19 protein-coding genes are annotated in these 20756 nt (G+C 64.4%); 12 read left to right on the forward strand and 7 right to left on the reverse strand.

Annotation, left to right across the window (positions count from 1 at the left end):
* Positions 1-2 precede the first annotated feature (2 nt).
* The 4 genes from E8F20_RS23995 to E8F20_RS24010 all read left to right on the forward strand — a co-directional run bounded on the left by E8F20_RS23995 (position 3) and on the right by E8F20_RS24010 (position 3291).
* Positions 3-1478 carry a D-aminoacylase gene (locus tag E8F20_RS23995; protein ID WP_280285986.1) on the forward strand — a complete coding sequence of 492 codons (1476 nt, stop codon included), beginning with the start codon at positions 3-5 and terminating at the stop codon, positions 1476-1478.
* Positions 1475-1858, forward strand: coding sequence for a RidA family protein (locus tag E8F20_RS24000; protein ID WP_280285987.1), 384 nt, complete (start codon positions 1475-1477; stop codon positions 1856-1858). The genes E8F20_RS23995 and E8F20_RS24000 overlap by 4 nt, the downstream gene beginning before the upstream one ends.
* Before the next feature lie 4 nt (positions 1859-1862).
* Positions 1863-2795, forward strand: coding sequence for a sugar kinase (locus E8F20_RS24005; protein WP_280285988.1), 933 nt, complete (start codon positions 1863-1865; stop codon positions 2793-2795).
* 124 nt (positions 2796-2919) lie between these two features.
* Positions 2920-3291, forward strand: coding sequence for a glutathione S-transferase N-terminal domain-containing protein (locus tag E8F20_RS24010; RefSeq protein WP_280285989.1), 372 nt, complete (start codon positions 2920-2922; stop codon positions 3289-3291).
* Between the two features lie 63 nt (positions 3292-3354).
* Here the strand turns inward: E8F20_RS24010 and E8F20_RS24015 are convergent, their stop codons facing one another.
* From E8F20_RS24015 to E8F20_RS24025, 3 genes are all read right to left on the reverse strand, one after another.
* Positions 3355-5499: a 3-hydroxyacyl-CoA dehydrogenase NAD-binding domain-containing protein gene (locus tag E8F20_RS24015; RefSeq protein ID WP_280285990.1), complete on the reverse strand. Its 2145-nt coding sequence runs from the start codon at positions 5497-5499 to the stop codon at positions 3355-3357.
* 100 nt (positions 5500-5599) lie between these two features.
* The gene (locus E8F20_RS24020) at positions 5600-6805 is read right to left on the reverse strand and encodes an acetyl-CoA C-acetyltransferase (RefSeq protein WP_280285991.1); all 1206 of its coding nucleotides are present in this window, start codon (positions 6803-6805) and stop codon (positions 5600-5602) included.
* 592 nt (positions 6806-7397) lie between these two features.
* Positions 7398-8285 (reverse strand): AEC family transporter, encoded by an 888-nt coding sequence (locus E8F20_RS24025; RefSeq protein WP_280285992.1) that lies wholly within the window; start codon positions 8283-8285, stop codon positions 7398-7400.
* A gap of 146 nt (positions 8286-8431) precedes the next feature.
* Between E8F20_RS24025 and E8F20_RS24030 the strand changes: the two genes are divergently transcribed.
* Together E8F20_RS24030 and E8F20_RS24035 are read left to right on the forward strand one after the other, a co-directional pair.
* Complete coding sequence (locus E8F20_RS24030; RefSeq protein WP_280285993.1) at positions 8432-8800, forward strand: rhodanese-like domain-containing protein; 369 nt, start codon at positions 8432-8434, stop codon at positions 8798-8800.
* 3 nt (positions 8801-8803) lie between these two features.
* A complete protein-coding gene (locus E8F20_RS24035; protein ID WP_280285994.1) occupies positions 8804-9601 on the forward strand; it encodes a cytochrome c in 798 nt (265 codons plus the stop codon).
* A 66-nt stretch (positions 9602-9667) separates the two neighbouring features.
* On the opposite strand, the gene E8F20_RS24040 is transcribed toward E8F20_RS24035, so the two are convergent.
* From E8F20_RS24040 to E8F20_RS24055, 4 genes are all read right to left on the reverse strand, one after another.
* On the reverse strand, positions 9668-10399 hold the full coding sequence (locus E8F20_RS24040; RefSeq protein WP_280285995.1) for a proteasome-type protease: 732 nt from the start codon (positions 10397-10399) through the stop codon (positions 9668-9670).
* A gap of 108 nt (positions 10400-10507) precedes the next feature.
* The gene (locus E8F20_RS24045; protein ID WP_280285996.1) at positions 10508-11305 is read right to left on the reverse strand and encodes a transglutaminase family protein; all 798 of its coding nucleotides are present in this window, start codon (positions 11303-11305) and stop codon (positions 10508-10510) included.
* On the reverse strand, positions 11302-12252 hold the full coding sequence (locus tag E8F20_RS24050; protein ID WP_280285997.1) for an alpha-E domain-containing protein: 951 nt from the start codon (positions 12250-12252) through the stop codon (positions 11302-11304). Before E8F20_RS24050 ends, E8F20_RS24045 begins: the two co-directional genes overlap by 4 nt.
* 2 nt (positions 12253-12254) lie before the next feature.
* Positions 12255-13664, reverse strand: coding sequence for a circularly permuted type 2 ATP-grasp protein (locus E8F20_RS24055; RefSeq protein ID WP_028627224.1), 1410 nt, complete (start codon positions 13662-13664; stop codon positions 12255-12257).
* 443 nt (positions 13665-14107) lie between these two features.
* Here E8F20_RS24055 and E8F20_RS24060 point away from each other — a divergent pair, with 443 nt between their 5' ends.
* The 6 genes from E8F20_RS24060 to E8F20_RS24085 all read left to right on the forward strand — a co-directional run bounded on the left by E8F20_RS24060 (position 14108) and on the right by E8F20_RS24085 (position 20489).
* On the forward strand, positions 14108-14659 hold the full coding sequence (locus tag E8F20_RS24060; protein ID WP_137823367.1) for a peroxiredoxin: 552 nt from the start codon (positions 14108-14110) through the stop codon (positions 14657-14659).
* Between the two features lie 262 nt (positions 14660-14921).
* Positions 14922-16073, forward strand: coding sequence for a putative ABC transporter substrate-binding protein YdcS (ydcS, locus tag E8F20_RS24065; protein WP_280285998.1), 1152 nt, complete (start codon positions 14922-14924; stop codon positions 16071-16073).
* Positions 16074-16257: 184 nt separating this feature from the next.
* On the forward strand, positions 16258-17268 hold the full coding sequence (locus E8F20_RS24070) for an ABC transporter ATP-binding protein (protein ID WP_280285999.1): 1011 nt from the start codon (positions 16258-16260) through the stop codon (positions 17266-17268).
* Positions 17269-17271: 3 nt separating this feature from the next.
* On the forward strand, positions 17272-18210 hold the full coding sequence (locus E8F20_RS24075; protein WP_280286000.1) for an ABC transporter permease: 939 nt from the start codon (positions 17272-17274) through the stop codon (positions 18208-18210).
* Positions 18200-19006: an ABC transporter permease gene (locus E8F20_RS24080; protein ID WP_280286001.1), complete on the forward strand. Its 807-nt coding sequence runs from the start codon at positions 18200-18202 to the stop codon at positions 19004-19006. The genes E8F20_RS24075 and E8F20_RS24080 overlap by 11 nt, the downstream gene beginning before the upstream one ends.
* A gap of 58 nt (positions 19007-19064) precedes the next feature.
* Positions 19065-20489, forward strand: coding sequence for a gamma-aminobutyraldehyde dehydrogenase (locus tag E8F20_RS24085; protein WP_280286002.1), 1425 nt, complete (start codon positions 19065-19067; stop codon positions 20487-20489).
* The last annotated feature ends 267 nt before the right edge of the window (positions 20490-20756 follow it).

A 20756-nucleotide genomic window follows, 5' to 3' on the forward strand; every position in this document is an offset into this window, starting at 1 on the left:
CCATGCGCCACTTCGAAACGCTGATTCGCCGGGCGACTGTCATCGACGGCAGCGGAAATGCCCCCTTCACCGGCGATCTCGGCATCGCTGGCGGTCGTATCGCACTGCTGGGCGAGGCCGCGCACGCCAGCGCAACAGAGGTCGTCGATGCCGACGGACTGGTGCTGGCGCCGGGCTTCATCGACGTACACACCCACGACGACACCATGGTGATCCGCCAGCCGCAGATGCTGCCCAAGCTCAGCCAGGGCGTAACCACCGTGATCGTCGGCAACTGCGGCATCAGCGCCGCGCCCGTGTCCCTGGCGGGCGAGCCGCCGGACCCGATGAACCTGCTGGGGCCCGCCTCCGCCTTCGTCTACCCAACCTTCGCGGACTATCGCGTAGCGGTCGATACAGCCGTGCCGGCGGTCAACGTCGCTGCCCTGGTCGGCCACACCGCACTGCGCAGCAACCACATGGACCGCCTCGACCGCAGCGCCCATCCCAACGAAATCGCGGCCATGCGCAGTCAGTTGGCGGATGCCCTCGCCCATGGTGCCCTGGGCCTCAGCAGCGGGCTGGCCTACGCCTCGGCAAGGAGCGCGAGCACCGCTGAAGTCATGCAGCTCGCCGACGTGCTGGGTGATTACGGTGGGCTCTACACCACGCACCTGCGCGACGAATTCGACTACATCCTCGGCGCACTCGACGAGGCCTATGCGACTGCCCGACACGCGCGCTGCGCACTGGTGGTGTCTCACGTCAAATGCGCCGGCGCCGGCAACTGGGGACGCAGCCAGGAGGTACTCACCAGCCTGGAAACCGCCCACCGACACCAGGAGGTCGGCTGCGACTGCTATCCCTATTCGGCGAGTTCTTCGACCCTCGACCTCAAGCAGGTCACCGGAGACTTCGACATCCTCATCACCTGGTCACAAACGCATCCGGAGATGGCGGGACGCACCCTGGCGGCCATTGCAGAAAGTTGGGGTGTCCCACTGCTCGACGCGGCCCGGCGACTGCAACCGGCTGGCGCGGTCTACCACTGCATGAGCGAGGCCGACGTCCAACGCATCCTCGCCCACCCGCTGAGCATGGTCGGCTCCGACGGCCTGCCCGAAGACCCGCGGCCGCATCCTCGCCTGTGGGGCGCCTTTCCCCGCGTACTCGGCCACTACAGCCGGGACCTCGGCCTGCTGCCGCTGGAAACGGCGGTACACAAGATGACGGGCCTTAGCGCAACCCGCTTCGGCCTGGCCCAGCGCGGACTGCTCGCCCCCGGCTACTGGGCCGATCTGGTGCTATTCGACCCGCAACGCATCAAAGACACCGCCTGCTTCGACGACCCCGAACAACCCGCTGCCGGCATTCGAGCCGTGTGGGTCAACGGGGTGCTGTCGTACCGCGACGGCCTCGCCCTGCCCCGGCGTGCCGGTCGCTTCCTGCCTCGCAACACATCCATCCCTGCAGCAACTCTCAAGGAGAACACACAATGAAATCACTCAAACGCCACGGCGTCGCCCAAGGCACCGGCAACCAGCAACTGCCCTTCGCGCGAGCAGTACAGGCCGCCGGCTGGCTGTTCGTTTCCGGGCAGACGCCCATGCGCGACGGGGCGGTAGTAGACGGCGGCATCGCCACCCAGGCCCACCAGTGCATCCGTAACGTCCTGGATATCCTCGAAGAAGCCGGCTACGGGCCGGAACACGTGGTCCGCTGCGGCGTCTGGCTCGACGACCCGCGCGATTTCGCCGCCTTCAACCAGGTCTTCCAGCAGTACTTCGGCGCCCACCCCCCGGCCCGCGCCTGCGTGGTTTCGAGCATGGTCATCGACTGCAAGGTCGAGGTCGACTGCATCGCCTACCGGGAGTCCTGACAGCATGCGCGACTGCCTTCACATCGCCTGCCTGGGTGAATGCATGGTCGAACTGAGCGGCCAGCCGCTGCAGCGCCGATACGGCGGCGACACCCTCAACACCGCCCTGTACATGGCACGCCTGCTCGCCGGTGGCCGCGCCCGCGTCCACTACATCAGCGCACTGGGCGACGACCGTCTGAGCGACGAGCTGATTCAACAGTGGCAATGCGAAGGCATCGAGACGGCGCGCGTGACACGCCTGCCCGGCACACTGCCGGGCCTTTACCTGGTGGACGTGGACCCGCTGGGCGAGCGCAGCTTCCTCTACTGGCGCGATACCAGCGCAGCCCGCCAGTACTTCGCCATGGAAACCGACTTCAGTGCCTGGCTGGACCAGGGCCGGACCGACGCCCTCTACCTGTCCGGAATCAGCCTCGCGCTGTTACCCGCCAACCGGCGCCTGGCGCTGCTCGAAGCCCTGGAAAGCTTTGTGGCAGAGGGAGGCCAGCTCTGGTTCGACAACAACTTCCGCCCCGCCCTCTGGTCGACGCAGGACGCACGTGCCGCCCATGAGCGCGTGCTGGCGATGGCCGACATCGCCCTGCTGACGCTGGATGATGAACACCAGTTGTATGGCCAGCACACCGCCACAGAAGCGGCGAGGCGCACCTTGGCCCTGGGTTGCAGCGAGGTTGTGATCAAGCAGGGCGCAAGGCCTTGCCTGATTGCCACCGCGCAGCGCGAGATAGACGTGCCGGGACAAACGCTTGGGAAAGTGGTCGATAGCTGCGCCGCCGGCGACGCCTTTGCCGCCGCCTACCTGGCCAGCCGCATCCAGGGCCTTTCCGCCCACGAGGCCGCCGCAAACGGCCATTGCCTGGCGGCCACCGTGATCGGCCACCCTGGCGCGATCATTCCGGCGCATGCGATGCCGGACATCTCGCTACCCCGCTGACCTCTCCTCGATCCGCCCCTCCCCTGAAAGGGAGAGGGGCGGCGACCATCTGGCGTGAAAGGCGTTCGCTTCCGCCAAGTTCCGGTAGACTGCCGGCCCGTTTTTCACTCAAGGGTACGCAGCAGTGTTCATCAAGGCGTTACGAGTCGGCCTGAGCCAGTTGATCATCTTCCTCGATTTCATCACCCGTCCGCGCAAGCTGCGCCGCAACCCGGAGGCGCAAGCCCAGGTCGCGGAAGAAACCGCCAACCTCGCGCTCTACCAGTTCAACGCTTGCCCCTTCTGTGTGAAGACCCGGCGCGCCATGCACCGGCTGAACCTGCCGATCGCCCTGCGCGACGCGAAGAATGATGAAACCCATCGCGCGACCCTGCTGGCCGGCGGTGGCAAGATCAAGGTGCCCTGCCTGCGCATCGACGAGAACGGTGAAAGCCGCTGGATGTACGAGTCCAACGACATCATCCGCTACCTGGAAAGCCGCTTCGACAAGGCCTGAACCAGGTTCAGGGCACAAAAAACCGGCTCGCATCGAGCCGGTTTTTTTATGCGCGGCAGGGCGTTAGAACGGCTCGCCCTTGGCCGCCTTGTCCAACAGCAGCGCTGGCGGTTCGAAACGCTCACCATACTGCTCGGCCAGATAGCGCGCGCGGGCGACGAAGTCCTGCAGGCCGTACTGGTTGATGAACTGCAGAACGCCGCCGGTCCAGGCCGCGAAGCCGATGCCGAAGATGGAGCCGATGTTGGCGTCGGCGGTCGAGAGCAGCACACCTTCCTCCACGCACCGCACGCTTTCGATGGCCTGGATGAAGAGGATGCGATCGCGCACGTCCTCTTGCGGGATCTGCTTGTCGGCTTTCTCGAAGCGCATCTTCAGTTCGGGCCAAAGGTGCTTCCGACCGCCGGCCGGGTAGTCGTAGAAGCCGCCACCGGCAGCCTTGCCCGGCCGCTTGTACTCGCTGACCATCAGGTCGATTACAGCGAAGGCCGGATGCGTCGGCATCACCTTCCCCTCGGCCTTGAGGTCTTCAGCGGTCTGGTTGCGGATGTGAGTCATCAGGCTCATGGAGACTTCATCGGAAATCGCCAGCGGCCCGACCGGCATGCCGGCCTTGCGGGCTTCGTTCTCGATCATCGCAGCGGAAACCCCCTCGCCCAGCATGGCAATGCCTTCGTTGGTGAAGGTGCCGAACACGCGGGAGGTGAAGAAACCGCGGCTGTCGTTGACCACGATGGGGGTTTTCTTGATCTGCAGGACGTAGTCGAAGCCGCGGGCCAGGGTTTCGTCCGAAGTCTTCTCGCCACGGATGATCTCCACCAGCGGCATGCGGTCCACCGGGCTGAAGAAATGCAGGCCGATGAACTTCTCCGGCTTGGCCACCGCCTGCGCCAGACCGGTGATCGGCAAGGTCGACGTGTTGGAGGCGATCACTGCATCCGGCAACGCAGCAGCTTCGGCGGCGGCGGTGACCTTGGCCTTCAACTCGCGATTCTCGAACACGGCTTCGATGATCAGGTCGCAGCCGTCAAAGTCAGCGTCACTGTCCGTCGGTTTGATGCGGGCGAGGATGGCGTCGCGCTTCTCGGCCGCCATATGGCCACGGCTCACCAATTGGTCGAGCAGCCCCTGGGAATACGCCTTGCCCTTCTCCGCGGCCTCCACTGACACATCCTTCAGTACCACCTCGATACCGGCGATGGCGGAAACATAGGCAATACCCGCTCCCATCATGCCGGCGCCAAGCACGCCCACCTTCTTCGTCACGTACGGCGCGGGGCCCTTGGGCCGCGAGCTGCCGGCATTGATCTCGTTCAGCTGGAACCAGAAGGTACCGATCATGTTCTTCGCCACCTGGCCGGTGGTCAGCTCGGTGAAGTAGCGCGCCTCGATCAGCTGCGCGGTGTCGAAGTCCACCTGCGCACCTTCGACGGCCGCGCACATGATCTTCTCCGGCGCGGGGAAGCAGCCTTTGGTCTTGTCACGCAGCACCGATGGAGCGATGGCGAGCATCTGCGCCACGTTGGGACTGGACGGCGTACCACCGGGAATCTTGTAGCCGGCGGTATCCCAGGGTTGTGCCGCCTTGGGATTGGCGGCGATCCAGGCGCGGGCCTTGGCCAGCATCTCGTCCGGGGTTTGCGCCAGGTCGTGGATCAGGCCGGCCTGGAGGGCCTGTTCCGGACGCACCTTGCGGCCTTCGGCCAGGTACGGCAGCGCTTTCTCGATGCCCAGCAGGCGCACCATGCGCACCACGCCGCCGCCACCGGGCAGCAGGCCTAGGGTCACTTCCGGCAGGCCGAGCTGCACAGCGTTGTCGTTGAGGGCTATGCGGTGATGGCAGGCCAGGCAGATTTCCCAGCCGCCCCCCAGGGCTGCGCCGTTGATGGCGGCCACCACCGGTTTGCCGAGGGTTTCCAGGCGGCGCAGTTGGCCCTTGAGATCCAGCACCATCTGGTAGAAGGCATTGGCGTCAGCCTTGGTGACCTTGATCAGTTCGTTGAGGTCGCCGCCGGCGAAGAAGGTCTTCTTGGCCGACGTGATGATCACCCCGGCGATGCTGTCCTTCTCGGCGTCCAGGCGCTCGACCGCCTTGCCCATGGCTTCGCGGTACACCGCGTTCATGGTGTTGGCGCTCTGGCCGGGCATGTCCATGGTCAGGACGACGATATTGTCCTGGCCTTTTTCGTAACGGATGGCGTCAGTCATTTCTTATGTCCTATTCGCAGTCGCCGTAGGAGCGAGCGCCGCTCGCGAACACCCCTCACAGGGGCACCATTCACGAGCAGAGCTCGCGCCTACAGGCGGATCAGATTCGCTCGATGATCGTGGCTATACCCATGCCGCCGCCGACGCAGAGGGTGGCCAGGCCGTAGCGCAGGTTGCGCGCTTCCAGCTCGTCCAGCAGGGTGCCGAGGATGGCGCAGCCGGTGGCGCCCAGCGGGTGGCCCATGGCGATGGAGCCGCCGTTGACGTTGACCTTTTCCTCCGGCACGCCCATGTCCTTCATGAACTTCATCACCACCGAGGCGAAAGCTTCGTTGACTTCGAACAGATCGATATCGGCCACGTTCAGGCCGGCCTTGGCCAGGGCCTTGCGGGTGGCCGGCGCGGGACCGGTGAGCATGATGGTCGGATCGGTGCTGGTGACCGCCGTGGCGACGATGCGCGCGCGGGGCTTCAGGCCCAGTTCCTTGCCCTTGGCGGCGGTGCCGATGAGCATGGCGGCGGCACCGTCGACGATGCCGGAGCTGTTGCCCGGCGTGTGCACGTGCTCGATGCGCTCAACCTGGCTGTACTTGCGCAGGGCGGTGGCGTCGAAGCCCATCTGGCCCATCATCTCGAAGCTGGGCTTGAGCGCACCCAGGCCTTCCAGCGTGGAATCAGCGCGAATGAACTCGTCATGGTCGAGCAGGACGATGCCATTCTGGTCCGTGACCGGCACCAGGGACTTCTTGAACGCGCCGTTGGCACGGGCGCGCGCGGCCTTCTGCTGGGAACGCAGGGCAAAGGCGTCGACATCCGTACGGCTGAAGCCTTCCAGGGTGGCGATCAGGTCGGCACCGATGCCCTGGGGCACGAAGCTGGTGTGAAGATTGGTTTCCGGGTCCATTGCCCAGGCGCCGCCGTCGGAGCCCATGGGCACGCGGGACATGGACTCCACGCCACCCGCGACCACCAGGTCCTCGAAACCGGAGCGCACCTTCATCGCTGCCAGGTTCACCGCCTCCAGGCCGGACGCGCAGAAACGGTTGATCTGCTGACCGGAAACCGTCTCGTCCCAGTCGGCCACCAGCGCGGCGGTCTTGGCGATATCGGCGCCCTGGTCGCCCACCGGAGTCACGCAGCCAAGGACGATATCGTCCACCTGACTGGTGTCCAGGTCGTTGCGCTCGGCCAGGGCGCGCAGCAACCCGGCGATCAGGTTGACCGGCTTGACGCTGTGCAGAGCGCCGTCCTTCTTGCCCTTGCCGCGGGGCGTGCGCACCGCGTCGAAAATGAATGCTTCGGTCATGGCGTCCTCTTGAGGCAGCTTGGCGGCACCTTAGGTACCTGTTGTTCTTTCCGTCGGCCGCCGGTGCTCCGGCAGGTTGTGGCTACCTTATCGCTATAGGCCAAGGGCTCAATGACGGAAATGCTCAGCCCCATTGACCGCTGCGCTCAGACGAACGGTCAGTTGGTGGCCAGTTGCTGGCCAAGGTGAAAGGGATGTGTCTGGCCTCGGGGCCGCCCAACGACGGCAGGTAGTTCCCAATAGCCCGGCGTTACTAGCATCCATGCGCTAGTTACCAACCGATATAAGCGATATGTGATGCCAGCCCTAGAGTTTGAAATGCAAGTAGCCGTCGTTGCCGGGTTTTGCCGGGGCGGTGTTTTTCCTAGCCACGGAGGCGAGCGAAGTTCCGGGCCGGCCGTAGGGAGCCCTGACCAACGCACCTCCAACAACAACAAAGGCAGTTGGCCATGTTCAAGCAGCCGAAAATGCGGCAAGCGAGCCTGATCGTCTTTGCCACCACAGTAATTCTCATCCTTCCCAACCTGACCCGTCTGGTCAGCTGATCGCCGCCCAACCACTGGTCGTCCTGTGCTGCGTACCGCCCCTGCGGTCAACGCAGCGCGGGCAGCCACCACGCCAGCAGCAATGGAATCAACACGAAGGACAGCAGCGTCGAGCACATCACAAGGCTTGCCACTGCTTCCGGCGAACGCCCTGCACGCACGGCAAACAGGTAGTTGAACACCGCCACCGGCATTGCCGATTGCAGCACCAGTACACCCTGGGCGAGCGGCGGCAGGTCCAGCATCCAGCCCACCAGCCAACCCACGGCCGCACCGCAGAGAATTCGCATCGCGCCCAGCAACATGCCGTTGCCCAGGTGATGGACGCGGATACTGGCCAGAGAGACACCGAGGGTCAGCAGCATGAGCGGGATGGTCATGCCACCCAGCAGGCCAATGGTGTTGGCAAGCCAGCGCGGTAATTGGAGGTCCCAGATCACCAGGGGCAACGCCAGGGCCAGGCTGATGAGGATGGGGTTGGCGAGGAGCTTCTTCGACGAGCGCTCGGTGCCGGACAGCAACAACCCCAAGCTGAAATGCCCCACTGAAAGCACCAGGAAGAACGCCACGGCCAACGCCAGCCCTTGCTCGCCGAAGGCATAGAGCGTAATGGGCAGGCCCATGTTGCCGGAGTTGGGAAAGAGATAGGCCGGTACCAGGATGCGCCAGTCCTGCCGGAATACCCGGCTGAACAAGCTCCCGATCAGCCCCATCGCCAGCATCACCACCAGGCAGGCAATGGCAACCTGGCCGAAGGCGTGACGATCGATCTCGGTGCGGCTGAGGGTGGAAAGCACCAGGCTTGGGGTGCCAATGTTGAGCACCAGGCGCGCAATGAACTCGGTAGGATAGGACTGCCCCGAACGAGCCCAGCCGTATCCGATACCGGCGGCTATCAGCACCGGCGCCATGACCGCGAACAACTCGGCCAGCATGGCCTCTCCTTAATAGCTGCCGACACCCGAAACAGGGCCCGAAACACGCGCAGGTTTGACGGAAAGCCGCGATCCTAACGGCCTGCGCCACCTTCAGGCAATTGTGCTAGGTTGCCTGAAGACTCTTCTTCGAGGGAGACACCATCATGCGAAGCCTGCTCGCTGTTCTCGCGCTGTCCCTGTCCCTGGTCCTGAGCCTCCCGGCTACCGCCGGTGAAACCGACCAGGCCGCCGCCATCGAAGCACTGCGCCAACCCAATGCCATCCTGATCGATGTGCGTACGCCTGAAGAAGTCGCCGAAGGCACCCTCCCCGGCGCACGCAACATCGGTTACGAAGACATCGGCCAACGCATTGCCGAGGCCGCCCCGGACAAAAACACACCCATAGTGCTCTACTGCCGCAGCGGCCGCCGCTCCAGCATCGCCCAGGACAGCCTGCAGGAACTGGGCTACAGCCGGGTGATCAATGGCGGCGGCTACCTGGACCTGAAAACCGCCCTGGACAAGGACTGATCAATGCGCAAAGCGCTACTCGCCCTGCTCGTCTGTTTCACCCCGCTCCACGCCGCCGAGCTGACCCTGGAACTGCCCGGCGGCACCCGTACCTGGGATTCAGACGCCCTGCTCAGTCATCCCCAGGCGCAGGAGGTGAGCATTCCGGATGACGTTTCCTACAAGAAGGACATGCAGTACCGCGCCGTCCCACTGGCCGCATTGCTGGAAGGCGTCACGCCTGACCAGCACTTGCAAGCCGTGGCCCTGGACGGCTTCGCCGCCGAGTTGACCGCCGCGCCACTGCTGGCCACGAAAGGCGCCCGCGCCTGGCTCGCGATCGAAGATCCGACCAAGCCCTGGCCGCCACTGGCTGCCGGCAAACCCAGCGCCGGCCCCTTCTACCTGGTCTGGACCGAGCCCAAAGCCGCACGCATCGGTCCGGAGCAGTGGCCTTTTCAGGTGGCACGCATCCGCTATCTGCCCGCCGTGGCCGAACGCTTCCCTGCCCTGCTTCCGGCCGACAATGCCGGCGCTGAGGTGCAGGCTGGATTCGCCCAGTTCCAGAAAAACTGCCTGGCCTGCCATCGCCTCAACGGTGCCGGCGACGCGCAGTTTGGCCCGGACCTGAACATCCCCCACAACCCGACTGAATACCTGGTCGGCGACTTCCTCCCTCGCTACATCCGTAACCCGCAGAGCCTGCGCCGCTGGCCCCAGGGCAAGATGCCGGGCTTCTCCAAGGAAGCGATAACCGATGAGGAGTTGGGGCAGCTGATTGGCTACCTCAAGCACATGGCGGGGAGAAAGGTCAGCCCTTAGGTGAGTGCCTAGCCCAAGCCCTATAGGGATGAATTCATTGGCCAAGGAGACCGAAGGTCTCCCCGATCACACGTTGTATTCCACCGGCGGCGCCGGCAGTTCGCCGATCAGTTTCTGCAACCCGGCGGCCCATTGGCGGCGGATGTCGGCAAAGTATTTGTCTTCCTCGGTCACCCGATAGCCGACCGGCAGGATCAGGCTGTCGCGGTGATAGACCAGCAGGTCCAGCGGCATGCCCACCGAGAGGTTGCTTCGGATGGTTGAATCGAAAGACACCAGGGCACAGCGCAGGCCCTCTTCCAGGCTGGTTTCGAACTCCAGGTTACGGTCGAGGATCGGCTTGCCGTACTTGCTCTCGCCCAGTTGCAGGAAGGGTGTGTCCTGGGTGGCCTGAATGAAATTGCCCTGAGGGTAGATGCTGTAGAGATCCGGCGGATTACCGGCGATCTGCCCACCCACCAGGAAGGAGCAGGTGAGATCGGTATTGCCGGCCAGCGGTGCGCCGTCGCGGGCGATGACTTCGCGAACGGTCTCGGCCACCAGGGCGGTGGCGTCGTAGAGGGTCGGTACGTTGTGCAAATTGGGGATCGAGCCGTCCAGGCGCTGCTTGAGCAGGTTCACCACCGATTGCGAGGTGGCCAGGTTGCCCGCGCTCTGCAGCACGATCAGCCGTTCGCCGGTGACGCCGAAGGTGTAAAGCTTGCGGAAGGTGGCGATGTGGTCGATGCCCGCATTGGTGCGCGAATCGGATACGAACACCAGACCATCGGCCAAGTGCATGGCGACGCAGTAGGTCATGCCGCTACTTCTCCTTGTTGAGGCTTCCCGCGTCGTGTGTCCGGCCGCCGGCCCTTGCGGGCTGGCAGTAAGCGGCGGCCGGCGCCGTGGGAAGTCGGGAAACCCGACTTACTGTTCTTGCACCAACAGCAGCGGCGGCGCGTCCACTTTGGCGTGCATCTGCTCGCCACCACCGGCCCGGCGCATGCCGCGAACCGGGCAGGCGTCCAGGTAATCCAGCCCTACCGCCAGCTTCAGGTGGCGCTCCGGGCGAGCCAGCTTATTGGTCACATCGAAGCTGTACCAGGCATCGCCCAGCCAGGCTTCAGCCCAGGCATGGCTGGCCAGGTTCTGGTCATTGCCCTGGTACAGGTAGCCGGACACGAAGCGCGCCGGGATGCCCAGGCTACGAGCGCAGGCGAGAAAGGCGTGAGTGTGGTCCTGGCAGACTCCCGCACGTCCGGCGAAGGCTTCGGCAGCGGTGCTGTCGACGCCGGTCACGCCTTTCTTGAAGGGCATCTGCTCATGCAGGCCTGCCATCAGGTCTATCAATCCATTGCGGTCACGGCGGTTGCCGCACTGTTGCGCAGCGAACTCGCGCAAGGCGTCGTCGGCGGTGGTCAGGCGGGTGAAGCGCAGAAAGGGCAAGGCCGACTGCTTGTCATGCTCAGCCTCACGCTTCTCGTCGATCTCCACCAGGCCGCGGGCACTGATGACGATGGCGTCGTGCGGCTCGTCCAGGGTCAGCACATGGAAGGTGTTGCCGAACGGGTCGATCTGCGCGCGTACCGGACGCGGCAAGGTCAGCTGCCAACTCAAGACGTGCTGCCGTTCGCTTTCCTGGGGCGTCAGGCGCAGGTACTGGATGCTGGCGCGAACCTGATCGTCGTAGCGGTAAGTGGTGTCGTGGCGGATGGACAGTTTCATACAGCCTCCAGATACGAGCTGTGGATGGCCCGAGCCAGTTGGCGGACCAGCAGGATGAAGTCGGTGAGCCAGGTGTGCAGGCCCTCCGCAAGAATCTCGTCGATGGCGGTGTAGCGCAGGCGCGCGTCCAGTTCGGCGGCCAGGCGCTGGGCTGGCCGGCCGTTGTCCCCCGGCAGGTTGGCAAGGATGAGATTCAGCTCTTCCATGCAGGCGCGCAGCGAGCGCGGCACGTCGGCGCGCAACAGCAGCAGTTCGGAAACCTGGCGGGAATTGGGGGAGCCACGGTAAACCTCGGTATAGGCCTCGAAGGAGGACAGTGCGCGGAGCAACGCACTCCACTGGTAGTAGCCACGGGCGGAGTTGTCGCTGACCTCCTCCGACTCTTCACCAAACATTTCGTAGCGCGAGTCCAGCAAGCGCAGGGTGTTGTCCGCCCGCTCGATGAAGGTGCCCAAGCGAATGAAGCGGTAGGCCTCGCCACGCATGATGGTGCCGTAGGTGGCGCCTCGAAACAGGTGCGAGCGCTCCTTCACCCACTCGCAGAAACGGCTGATGCCATAGCGACCAAGACCTTCGTTGGAAATGCTCAGCATCTCCAGCCAGGTGGCGTTGATGTTTTCCCAGATGTCAGCCGTGATCCGCCCACGTACGGCATGGGCGTTGATCCGGGCCGCGCGCAGGCAACTGAAGATGCTCGCCTGGTTGTCGGCGTCGAGGGCGAAGAAGTGCAGCATGCGCCCAGCGTTCAGCTCACCGTGACGCTCCTGGTACAGCTCCAGGGTGCCGGTGCTGAGCAGGGACATGGCCAGCTCTTCCAGGCCGTCACCACGACCGTCCTGGGGCATCAGCGACAGCGAATAACTGACGTCGAGCATGCGCGCGAGGTTCTCCGCACGCTCCAGATAGCGCGACATCCAGTACAGCTCGGAGGCAGTTCTACTCAGCATGCTCAGTCCTCCACGATCCAGGTGTCCTTGGTGCCACCACCCTGGGACGAGTTCACCACCAGGGAGCCCTCACGCAATGCCACGCGGGTCAGGCCGCCGGGTACCAGGCGAGTCTCCCGCCCGGAGAGCACGAAGGGTCGCAGGTCGATATGGCGCGGGGCGATGCCCTGCTCGACGAAGGTTGGGCACGTGGACAGGCACAGCGTGGGCTGGGCGATGTAGGCCTCGGGGCGGGCCTTGAGGCGCTCGCGGAAGGTCTCGATCTCCTTGCTGCTGGCGGCGGGCCCCACCAGCATGCCGTAGCCGCCGGAACCCTGGGTTTCCTTGACCACGAGCTCGGGCAGGTTGGCCAGCACGTGGGACAGGTCTTCGGGTTTGCGGCACTGCCAGGTGGGCACGTTCTTCAGGATCGGTTCCTCGTCCAGGTAGAAGCGGATCATGTCGCAGACATAGGGATAGATGGACTTGTCGTCCGCTACTCCGGTACCGATGGCGTTAGCCAGCACCACGTTGCCGGAGCGGTAGGCGGCCAGCAGGCCAGGCACGCCGAGCATGGATTCGGGGTTGAAGGCCAGCGGGTCGAGGAAGGCGTCGTCCAGCCGGCGGTAGATCACGTCGACCGGTTGCGGGCCGGAGGTGGTACGCATGTACACGCGGTCGTCGCGCACGAAGAGATCGGCGCCCTCCACCAGTTCCACACCCATCTCGCGGGCCAGGAAGGCATGTTCGAAGTAGGCGCTGTTGAAGCGGCCGGGAGTCAGTACCACCACGCTGGGGTTGTCCAGCGGGCTCGAGCTTTTCAGGGTATCCAGCAGCAGGTTCGGGTAGTGATCGATGGGGGCGATGCGCTGCGCCGCGAACAGCTCGGGGAACAGCCGCATCATCATCTTGCGGTCCTCCAGCATGTAGCTGACACCGCTGGGGGTACGCAGGTTGTCTTCCAGCACGTAATAGGTGCCATCGCCATCGCGGACCAGATCCACCCCGGCGATGTGGGCATAGATGTCGCGATGCAGGTCGAGGCCCTGCATTGCGATCTGATAGCCCTCGTTGGCCAGCAGCTGTTCGGCGGGAATGATCCCGGCCTTGATTATCCGCTGGTTGTGGTAGAGGTCGGCGAGGAACATGTTCAGCGCTTTGACGCGCTGGATGCAGCCCTTCTCCACCACCCGCCACTCGCTCATGGGGATGGAACGAGGAATGGTGTCGAAGGGAATCAGGCGCTCGGTGCCCTGCTCGTCGCCATAGAGGGTGAAGGTGATGCCGGCACGGTGGAAAAGCAGGTCGGCATCACGACGTCGCTGGGCCAACAGTTCCTGGGGCGTGTCCGCCAGCCAGCGCGCGAATTCCCGGTAATGCGGACGGCATTCGCCACTCGCGTCGTACATTTCGTCATAAAAAGTGCGGGACATGCCTAACTCCTTGTCGCCACGGGCCGTTTTGCAGTCGCAAGCCCCGTGCCATCGCAACAACCACTTGCATTTCAACAACTTGCAACACACGCACAGTCGTCGCGCCCCAGACTGGTGCAGCCCGCGAAGCGGAACTGACCGCGCCGCCCTATTTGGCGGCGATACAGGGTTGGACGGATTGCGACGGCGAGGTGTTCCCCTGATTGCGCCTGGGGGCACCGCCATCCCTGGAACAGACAGTCTAGTCCGGCCTTGTGTGACCACTAGGGTCCGATTGTTCTATACATATGTTGCGATTTGGAATTTGCCCTATAACTCGTCGACCTATGGTCACGGAGCGCCTTCTATGGACGGTATAGCCCGAGCACATTTTCCAAGCGCCTGGGAGCCTTCCATACTTGCTCCATTCCAGTGCCTCCATCCTGCCTTGGAGCAAACCTGCCATGCTCACCATCGGAGACAAGCTGCCGGCATTCGACCTGCAGGCGGTGGACCACGATTCGGAACACGCGCCCAGCCCCGAGAGCGCCTTCAAGCGGGTCAACCAGGACAGCTACCGTGGCAAGTGGAAAGTGCTGTTCTTCTGGCCAAACGACTTCACATTCGTCTGCCCGACCGAAATCAGGGCCTTCGGTGACCTGCTGGAGCAATTCAACGACCGCGATACACAACTGATCGGGGCATCCACTGACAGCGAGTTCGTCCACCTCGCCTGGCGCCGCGACCACAAGGACCTGAAAGGCCTGAGCTTCCCCTGGCTGGCCGACACCCGGCACGAACTGTCCAGCGCCCTGGGCATCATTGACCGCCGCGAAGGCGTAGCCCTACGCGCGACCTTCATCATCGATCCGGACAACGTCATCCGCCATGTCTCGGTGAATGACCTGCTGGTAGGCCGCAACCCCCAGGAGACCCTACGCCTGCTCGACGCCCTGCTGACCGAGGAGCTGTGCCCCTGCAACTGGCACAAGGGCGAAGCGACCATTCATTTCTGAGCGTGCGAGTGGTCAACTTCCTTGTAGGAGCTGGCTTGCAGCTATCTGCAAAACCTAATGCAGACATAGCCGATGAATTCGCGCCTGCGGATATCCGCCCCGTTCCGCCGCGCCGCCACCCTTCCTTGTCAGCCCCAAAGCCCCGAACTACGCTGCTGAATGCGAGCAGCAACTGCTTTTTTCGGCTCGTATTCGCCGCACCGCCAACGGCATGCAGTTCCGCCGAACAGGCTCCGCACGTCATGTACAACAGGAGTCGAAAATGCCTTCGCTCAACCCCGTTCTCCTTTCGTTCGCCGTCAGTTGTGCCTGCCTCGTTGCCTCCGCCCAGGCCGCCGAACCGCTGAAGCAAGTCGGTACCGGCGAAGGCCAGCTCGACATCATCGCCTGGCCCGGCTACATCGAGCGCGGCGAGTCGGACAAGAACTACGACTGGGTCACCCCGTTCGAGAAAGACACCGGCTGCAAGGTCAACGTGAAGACCGCCGCCACTTCCGACGAGATGGTCAGCCTGATGGCCAAGGGCGGCTACGACCTGGTCACCGCCTCTGGCGACGCCTCCCTGCGCCTGATATTCGGCAAGCGGGTGCAGCCAATCAACATCGCCCTGATCCCCAACTGGAAGACCCTCGACGAACGCCTCCAGGACGCCCCCTGGCACACCGTCAACGGCCAGCACTACGGCACGCCCTATCAGTGGGGCCCGAACCTGCTCATGTACAACACCAAGCTGTTCAAGCAGGCACCCGACAGCTGGGCCGTGGTCTTCGAGCCACAGGAGCTGGCCGACGGCAAGCCTAACAAAGGCCGCGTACAGGCCTACGACGGCCCGATCTACATCGCCGACGCCGCCCTCTACCTGAAATCCGCCAAGCCGGAACTGGGCATCCAGGACCCCTACCAGCTCACCGAAACGCAGTACGCCGCTGTGCTCGACCTGCTGCGCAAGCAGCACAGCCTGGTGCACCGTTATTGGCACGACGCGACCGTGCAGATGAGCGACTTCAAGAACGAAGGCGTGGCCGCCTCCAGCACCTGGGGCTACATGGCCAACACCCTGAAGGCCGAAAAGCAACCGGTCGAAACCGTGTTCCCGAAAGAAGGGGTCACCGGCTGGGCCGACACCACCATGCTGCATGTGGACGCCAAGCACCCGAACTGTGCCTACAAGTGGATGGATTGGTCCCTGCAGCCCAAGGTCCAGGGTGACCTGGCCGCCTGGTTCGGCTCCCTGCCCGTGGTTGCCAGTGGTTGCACCAGCAGCGAACTCCTCGGCCCCGGCGGTTGCATCACCAATGGCTATGACCAGTTCGACAAGATCGCCTTCTGGAAGACCCCGCAGGCCGAGGGTGGCAAGTTCGTGCCCTATAGTCGCTGGACGCAGGATTACATCGCGATCATGGGCGGCCGCTGAACTGGCTGCGCGACCTGATGGCGGCGTTGCGTCCTCACTCGGCGCTTCGCCTACCAGAAGGTATGTCTCGCGCCTCGCTGCGGGGCGCCTTGCCCTCGGGCCGCTCGCTCAGTCCAGCCCGTAGCGCGATAGAACCTCCCCTCTCCCTGAAGGGAGAGGGCGTAAAGCCATCCGGAGCACGAACATGACCACAGCCGTCCAGTTCACCGATGTCTGCCGCCACTACGGCGAGGTGAAGGCGGTCGATCGGGTGTCCATCGAGATCCGCGACGGCGAGTTCTTCTCCATGCTTGGCCCCTCAGGCTCGGGCAAGACCACCTGCCTGCGCCTGATCGCCGGCTTCGAGCAACCCACTTCGGGCTCCATCCGCATCCACGGCGAAGAGGCCGCCGGCCTGCCGCCCTATGAGCGCGATGTGAATACCGTGTTCCAGGATTACGCGCTGTTCCCCCACATGAGCGTGCGCGACAACGTCGCCTACGGCCTGAAGGTGAAAGGCGTGGCCAAAGCCGAGCGCCTGGCTCGCGCCGAGGAAGCCCTGGGGATGGTCGCCCTGCCCGGCTACGGCGAGCGCAAGCCGGCGCAGCTATCCGGTGGCCAGCGCCAGCGCGTGGCCCTGGCCCGCGCATTGATCAACCGTCCGCGCGTATTGCTGCTGGACGAACCCCTCGGCGCGCTGGACCTGAAGCTGCGCGAACAGATGCAGATGGAGCTTAAGAAACTGCAGCGCCAACTGGGCATCACCTTCATCTTCGTCACCCACGACCAGGGCGAGGCGCTGTCCATGTCCGACCGCGTGGCGGTCTTCAACAAGGGCCGCATCGAACAGGTGGACAGCCCGCAGAACCTCTATCGACAGCCGCGTACCCGCTTCGTCGCCGAATTCGTCGGCACCGCCAATGTCCTCTCCGGGGAACTGGCTCAGCGTCTCACCGGCAACATGGGCGCTTTCTCGCTGCGCCCCGAGCATGTGCGCTTCGGCAGTGCCAGCAACGGCGAACTGCAGGTCAGCGGCACGGTGCACGACGTGCAGTACCTCGGCGCCTGCAGCCGCTACGAACTCAACCTGGAAGGTGGCGGGCGTCTGGCGGTCAGCCTGCCCAACGGCGAAGAGACCGACAGTGCGCGTCCGCAGCCCGGCCAGCAGGTACACGCCTGCTGGGCGCGCAGCGCGATGGTTGCGCTCAGCGAGTAGGCCATGAGCACCGTCATCGCCAGCCATCAGAGCGGCCCGCTGCGCGGGTTGTCCAACCTGCTCTACCGCCGATCCACGCTCTACCTACTGCTGCTGTTGACGCCGCCGCTGCTCTGGTTCGGCGTGGTCTACGTAGGCTCGCTGTTCGCCCTGCTCTGGCAGAGTTTCTACACCTTCGATGACTTCACCATGGCGGTGACGCCGGACCTGACCCTGGCCAACTACGCCGCCCTGTTCAATCCGGCCAACTACGACATCATCCTGCGCACCCTGACCATGGCCATCGCCGTGAGCCTGGCCAGCGCGGTGCTGGCGTTCCCCATCGCCTACTACATGGCGCGCTTCGCCACGCCGAAAGAAAAAGCCTTCTTCTATATCGCCGTGATGCTGCCCATGTGGGCCAGCTACATCGTCAAGGCCTACGCCTGGACGGTAATCCTGGCCAAGGGCGGCATCTTCTACTGGCTGATCCAACAACTGCACCTGGAGGGCCTGCTGGGCGCCCTGCTGACTGTGCCCGGCGTCGGCGGCAACACCCTGTCCACGTCGCACCTCGGGCGCTTCCTGGTGTTCACCTACATCTGGCTGCCGTTCATGATCCTGCCGATCCAGGCGTCCCTGGAGCGGCTGCCACCCTCGCTGCTGCAAGCCTCGGCGGACCTCGGCGCCAGGCCCCGGCAAACCTTCGCCCAGGTGATCCTACCGCTGGCCTTCCCCGGCGTGGTGGCTGGCTCCATCTTCACCTTCAGCCTGACCCTCGGCGACTTCATCATCCCGCAACTGGTAGGGCCTAGCGGCCTGTTCATCGGTACCATGGTCTACGTGCAACAGGGCTCGGTGGGCAATATCCCGCTGGCAGCCGCGTTCACCCTGGTGCCCATCGTGCTGATCGCCATTTACCTGTCCATCGCCAAACGGCTGGGGGCCTTCGATGCACTCTGAACGAGCATCCTGGGGCCTGCGCATGGCCGCCTGGGGCGGGCTGGTATTCCTGCACTTCCCGATCCTGGTGATCCTGCTCTATGCCTTCAATACCGAGGAGTCGTCCTACAGCTTCCCCTTACAGGGCTTCACCCTGGAATGGTTTGCCGTGGTGTTCGGTCGCGAGGATGTGTTGCAGGCCATCATCCTGTCGGTGAAGGTCGCCTGTATGGCCACCGCCCTGGCCATGGTGCTCGGCACCCTGGCCGCCGCAGCACTCTATCGTCGCGACTTCTTCGGCAAGGAAAGCATCACCCTGATGCTGATCCTGCCAATCGCCTTGCCCGGCATCATCACCGGCATCGCCCTGCTCGCCGCGTTCAAGACCCTCGGCATCGAGCCGGGCATCTTCACCATCGTCGTCGGCCACGCCACCTTCTGCGTGGTGATCGTCTACAACAACGTGATCGCGCGCTTCCGCCGCACCTCCCAGAGCCTGATCGAAGCCTCCATGGACCTGGGCGCCGATGGCTGGCAGACCTTTCGCTACATCATCCTGCCGAACATCGCCACCGCCCTGCTGGCAGGCGGCATGCTGGCCTTCGCGCTGTCTTTCGACGAGATCATCGTCACCACCTTCACCGCGGGCCACGAACAGACCCTGCCGCTCTGGCTGCTCAGCCAACTCAGTCGCCCGCGCGACGTCCCGGTGACCAACGTCGTCGCCCTGCTGGTGATGCTCGCCACCATGCTGCCCATCCTCGGCGCCTACTACCTCACGCGGGGGACCGAGGCAGTGGCAGGCGGCGGGAAGTGAGACGGCTTTTCTCCCCTCTCCCAAGGGAGAGGGGCTAGACCGAACGAGGACTCGCCCCATGCAAACCAAACTCCTGATCAACGGCCAGTTCGCCTCTGGCGAAGGCGAGGCGCTGGACGTGCTCAACCCGGCCACCGGCGCCGTGCTGGTGAAAATTCCCGAAGCCAGCGAAGCGCAAGTCGACGCGGCCGTGCGCGCTGCCGATGCAGCCTTCGAGGGCTGGGCGCGAACTTCGCCGCGCGACCGCGCCACCTTGTTGCTGAAGCTCGCAGACACCATCGAAGGCCATGCCGAAGAACTGGCGACGCTGGAGTCGGACAACTGCGGCAAGCCCTACGCTGCCGCGCTGAACGACGAGATCCCGGCGGTGGCTGATGTGTTCCGCTTCTTCGCCGGCGCCAGCCGCTGTCTGACCGGATCGGCGGCAGGCGAATACCTGCCAGGCTTCACCTCGATGATCCGCCGCGACCCGATCGGCGTGGTCGCCTCCATCGCCCCGTGGAACTACCCGTTGATGATGGCCGCCTGGAAGCTGGGGCCGGCCCTGGCGGCCGGCAACACCGTGGTGCTCAAGCCTTCGGAACAGACGCCCCTCACCGCCCTGCGCCTGGCCGAATTTATCGCCGAACTCTTGCCCCCGGGCGTGGTGAACATCGTCCTGGGCCGTGGCCCGACCGTGGGCAGCCCGCTGGTGTCGCACCCGCTGGTGCGCATGGTGTCCCTCACCGGTTCGGTGGGCACCGGCAAGGCCATCATCCGCAGTGCCGCCGACAGCGTGAAGCGCACCCACATGGAGCTGGGCGGCAAGGCGCCGGTGATCGTCTTCGATGACGCGGACCTCGCCGACGTGGTCGCCGGCATCCGCACCTTCGGCTTCTACAACGCCGGGCAGGACTGCACCGCCGCCTGCCGCATCTACGCCGGCAAGAAAATCTACGACAACTTCGTGGCCGACCTGGCCAGCGCGGTGTCCAGCCTCAAGACCGGCCTGCAGAACGACCCGGCCACCGAGCTCGGCCCGTTGATCACCCAGAGCCAGCGCGAGCGGGTAGCCGGCTTCGTCGAACGCGCCAGCACCCTGCCCCACATCCAGATAGCCACAGGCGGCAAGCCGGTGGCCGGCAGCGGCTTCTTCTACGAGCCGACAGTGGTGGCCCATGCGAAACAGGATGACGAGATCGTGCAGCGGGAAGTGTTCGGCCCGGTGGTGACAGTCACCCCCTTCAGCGACGTGGACGAGGCCGTGCGCTGGGCCAACGATTCCGACTACGGCCTGGCGTCATCGCTCTGGACCCGCGACGTGGGCCGCGCCGCGGCCGTGGCCTCGCGCCTGCAGTACGGCTGCACCTGGATCAACACCCACTTCATGCTCACCAACGAAATGCCCCACGGCGGCTTCAAACAGTCCGGCTACGGCAAGGACCTGTCCATGTACGGCCTGGAGGATTACACCGTGGTGCGGCATGTGATGATCAAGCACTAGCGGTAGCGGCAAAAATGCCTATAGGGGCGAACTGCTTTTCTGTGGCGGCGAATTCATTGGCTATGTCTGCGTTAAGTGTTGCTAGAACGTCCTGAGCCAGGCTGCTTGCCGAGTTNTGCGGATGCTTCTGGTTTCGTCCCCCGGACGAGTCCCTTTCTCAAGCGCCGAAAGGAACCAAAGGGCTTGCCCCTGCATCCGGGTTTGGCTCCGCCAAACTACCCTCCCTCCATCCTTGCTCCAGGGGCACGGCGAGAGGGGCCATCCATG

It is taken from the genome of Pseudomonas sp. BN415 (assembly GCF_029871195.1).
Taxonomy (GTDB): Bacteria; Pseudomonadota; Gammaproteobacteria; order Pseudomonadales; family Pseudomonadaceae; genus Metapseudomonas; species Metapseudomonas resinovorans.